The 279-nt window shown below is 38.0% G+C and carries 1 protein-coding gene; it reads left to right on the top strand.

The window, feature by feature from the left end; translation table 11 throughout:
- The coding region (locus tag RTW80_RS29015; protein ID WP_312721562.1) for an NB-ARC domain-containing protein at positions 1-279 on the top strand (279 nt) is incomplete at both ends.

Here is a 279-nt window from a genome sequence, read left to right as displayed (position 1 = left end):
CTTAGGGAAAGCTATGCAGCTCGTAATCCTTTAAAAAGCGGAACAATTCAATATCTTCATTACTATGGAAATGAGCGTCCTGATATTGAGCCAGAAAGTGGATATTTTAAATCCCAGGCTGAAACTATTACGATAGTTGGAATGAGTGGTTCTGGAAAAACTACCATGATTGAGCAAGTCATGGATCATTTCCCTCAGATTATAGAACACAGCAGCTATAAAGGAGTTTTTCCCGGCTTCAGTAAGCAAATTGTATGGGTAAAGATTAATTGTCCATAC

Source organism: Escherichia sp. AM3 (assembly GCF_032029835.1).
GTDB lineage: Bacteria > Pseudomonadota > Gammaproteobacteria > Enterobacterales > Enterobacteriaceae > Escherichia > Escherichia coli.
This window is presented reverse-complemented; position numbering and strand designations above follow the sequence as displayed.